The sequence below is a fragment of the Georgenia sp. genome, from assembly GCF_054605595.1.
Genome location: NZ_JBTSDU010000205.1, coordinates 1 through 3,235, shown reverse-complemented (window position 1 = coordinate 3,235; position 3,235 = coordinate 1). Strand labels below are relative to the sequence as shown.

Sequence of the window (3,235 nt, the reverse complement as noted above, 5' to 3'; positions counted from 1 at the left end):
CTCCGACGAGGTCCTCGACGTCGCCGGCCGCCGCACCGCACCCGCGGGTGCGCGCGGGTTCAACCCGGCCTTCGACGTCACCCCGCACGATCTCATCAGTGCCATCGTCACCGAGCACGGCATCACTGAGCCCGCCCGCACCCCCGACCCCGATCTGCTCGCGACGATCGCGGGCTGAGCAATGTTGCGAATCGAGAGGATCACCATGAAGAAGAGCAAGGTACTCATCGCAGGTGTCGCCGGCGCATCCATGTTTCTCATGGCCGCGTGCAGCCAGGGAGCCGGCGTCGAACCCGATGCCCCCGCGACCACCGACGAACCCGCAGTCAGCGAGCCGGCCGCCGCGGCACCGGCTCCGTTCGACAAAGAAGGCGTCAAGATCGCCATCGTCCAGCAGAGCGGCCAGGGCGACTACTTCCAGCAGTACCTCAACGGCACCAAGCAGCAGGCCGCGTCCCTGGGCGTCGACCTGTCCGTCTTCGACGCCCAGGGGAACAACGCCACCCAGGCAACCCAGCTCGACCAGGCCATCGCCTCCGGTGTCGACGGCATCATCGTCCGGCACGGCTTCCCGGACACGCTGTGCCCGGGTGTGAACAAGGCCATCGAGGCCGGCATCGACGTCATCATCTATGACGTGGAGATCCAGCAGTGCGCCCCCGAGGCCGTGCAGACCCAGCAGTCCGACGCCGCCATGGCCGGCCTGGTGCTCGACAAGATGGTCGAGGACGTCGGAGCGGACCAGCAGGTCGGCTACGTCAACGTCGCCGGTATCGCGCCGCTCGACCGTCGCGATGTGATCTGGCGCGAGTACGTGGCGGCGAACGGCTGGGAGGAGATGTTCCACACCGGCACGTTCACCAACTCCTCGGCCACCGACTCCGCCCCCATGGTGGACAACGCCCTGAAGTCCAACCCGGACGTGACCGCTATCTACGCTCCCTACGACGAGCTGACCAAGGCCACCCTCTCCGCGCTGGAGCAGAACCCGGACCTCAAGGGGAAGGTGCTCGTCTACGGTGCCGACATCTCCACCGCGGACATCGAACTGATGGCCGCCGAGGGCAGCCCGTGGGTCGCCACCGGTGCCACGGACCCCAACGCCATCGGCGCCACGGTCTTCCGGACGCTGGCCCTCCACATGGCCGGTGAGCTGGACGAGATGCTGGTGGAGTTCCCCCCGATCCTGATCACCCAGGACTTCCTGCGCGAGAACAACATCATCAACATGGAGACCCTGCGTGCCGCGGAGCCGGCCCTGAACATCTCTGATGTCTCCGGCGCCGACTGGATCCCGGTCGTCACGTTCTGATCCCGATGGCCGCCCGGCGCAGCCGGTGCCGGGCGGCCTCCATCACCACGAAGGGATGAACCGGTGCAGGACCACAAGACCAATGACGAGTCAGGGGCTGCAACCATCGCCATGACCACCGGACCGGTGCTCGAGCTCGACGACATCACCATGAGCTTCGGCGTCAACAGGGTGCTCAAGGGCGTCACGATGGCGTTGACGCCCGGGCGAGTCACCGCGCTGCTGGGCGCCAACGGCGCCGGGAAGTCCACGCTGATCAAGATCCTCTCCGGCGTGTACGACGATCACGGCGGCCACATCACGGTCGCGGGCGAGGACGTCACCATCGACACCCCCGCCGCGGCTGCCCGACACGGCATCCAGACCGTCCACCAGCGCATCAACGAGACGATCGTCCCGGGCCTGACGGTGGCGGAGAACCTCGTCTTCGAGGAGATCGTCCGCGGCTCCGCGCCGGCCGTGAGCTCGCTGCGCCGGCTCCTGCCGCGTGCCCGCCAGATCGCCGCCACGCTGAACCTGGGCTGGTCCGACGCCGTGCTGTGCAAGGATGTCTTCGAGCTGGGGATCGCCGACAGCCAGATGCTGCTGCTCGCCCGTGCGCTCAGCCACCGCCCCAAGGTGCTCGTCCTGGACGAGCCCACCTCCACACTGTCCACCGCGGAGGTGGAGCGCCTGTTCGAGGTGGTGCGCCGGCTCCGCGCCGAGGGCGTGGCGATCCTGTACGTCTCTCACCGCCTCAGCGAGATCAACGCCCTGGCCGACGAGCTCGTCGTGCTGCGCGACGGGCGTGTCCATGACGTCCAGACGGCGCCGTTCGACCTCGCCACCGCGGTGCGCTCGATGCTCGGCAAGTCGGTGCTGGAGGAGGCCAGCGAGCTCGTCGAGCACCGTGGTGAGCAGGTCGCCGTCGCGATGCGCGGGGTCCAGCTTCTTCGCCGTTCCTCCCCCTTCGACCTGGACCTGCGCCGCGGCGAGGTGACCGGCATCGTGGGCCTCATCGGCGCCGGCAAGTCTGAGCTCGCCCGCGGGATCTTCGGTGCCGATCACCTCCCGTGCGGCACGATGCGGCTCGATGGCGAGGCGTACAGCCCCCGGCACACCCGCGACGCCGTCCGCCGTGGGGTCTACCTCGTCCCCGAGGATCGCGCTGCCGAGGCGATGCTGCCCGGCTGGTCCGTGGCCGCGACGACCAGCCTGCCCTTCCTCGGCGGGCTGAGCAGGGCGGGGGTCCTGCAGCTCCTTCGCGAGAAGGCCCTCGGCAGACAGGTGATCGAGGACTTCGGCGTGGTGGCCACCGGCCCCGCCCAGGCTGTCGACGCACTCTCAGGCGGCAACCAGCAGAAGGTGGTGGTGGCACGCTGGATGCTCCATGCCCCCCAGGTGCTGCTGCTCGACGAACCCTTCCGCGGCGTGGACATCGGCGCCCGCCGCGACATCTCCCGCCGCGCCCGCGAACAGGCAGCCGCCGGCGCCTGCGTCGTGGTGCTGTCCAGCGATGTAGAGGAGATCCGCGAGGTGGCGGACCGGATCATCGTGCTCGTCGAGGGCGACATCCGCCTCGACGCGTACGCGACCGAGGTGGACAACGCCGCAATTGTCACGAGCATGTCGGAGGTGGCCTGATGCCCACGATGAGAGATTCAGAGACCTTTGGAAAGGTCCAGGACGGTATCGTGAAGTACGGCTTCATCGCCGTGACGATCCTGTTGTTCGCCTACTTCTTCGCGACCGAGCCGGCCTTCGGAACGTCGTCGTCGCTGTTCTCCATGCTCAAGTTCACCTCGGTGACGGCGATCCTCGGCCTGGGGGTCACGTTCACGATGGTGGTCGGTGGCCTGGACCTTTCGATCGGATCGACAGCCGGGCTTGCGGTGCAGATCGCCGCCATGATGATGGTCTTCTACAACATGACCGGTACGACGG

Annotated in this window: 2 protein-coding genes and 2 pseudogenes; all 4 read left to right on the top strand. The window is 68.0% G+C overall.

Going from position 1 to position 3,235, the window contains the following annotated elements; genetic code table 11:
• Nucleotides 1-178, top strand: a pseudogene (locus tag ACYC1Z_RS14855) (S-methyl-5-thioribose-1-phosphate isomerase); the annotation flags it as partial.
• A 27-nt stretch (nt 179-205) separates the two neighbouring features.
• Nucleotides 206-1,312: a substrate-binding domain-containing protein gene (locus tag ACYC1Z_RS14850; protein ID WP_461410286.1), complete on the top strand. Its 1,107-nt coding sequence runs from the start codon at nt 206-208 to the stop codon at nt 1,310-1,312.
• A gap of 63 nt (nt 1,313-1,375) precedes the next feature.
• Nucleotides 1,376-2,935, top strand: a complete 1,560-nt coding sequence (locus ACYC1Z_RS14845) for a sugar ABC transporter ATP-binding protein (RefSeq protein ID WP_461410285.1) — start codon at nt 1,376-1,378, stop codon at nt 2,933-2,935.
• 8 nt (nt 2,936-2,943) lie between these two features.
• Nucleotides 2,944-3,235 (top strand): annotated as a pseudogene (locus ACYC1Z_RS14840) (ABC transporter permease); the annotation flags it as partial.

Bases quoted from the DNA above. Each gene is read 5' to 3' on its own strand.
- ACYC1Z_RS14850 (WP_461410286.1), top strand. From the start codon at position 206: ATGAAGAAGAGCAAGGTACTCATCGCAGGTGTCGCCGGCGCATCCATG.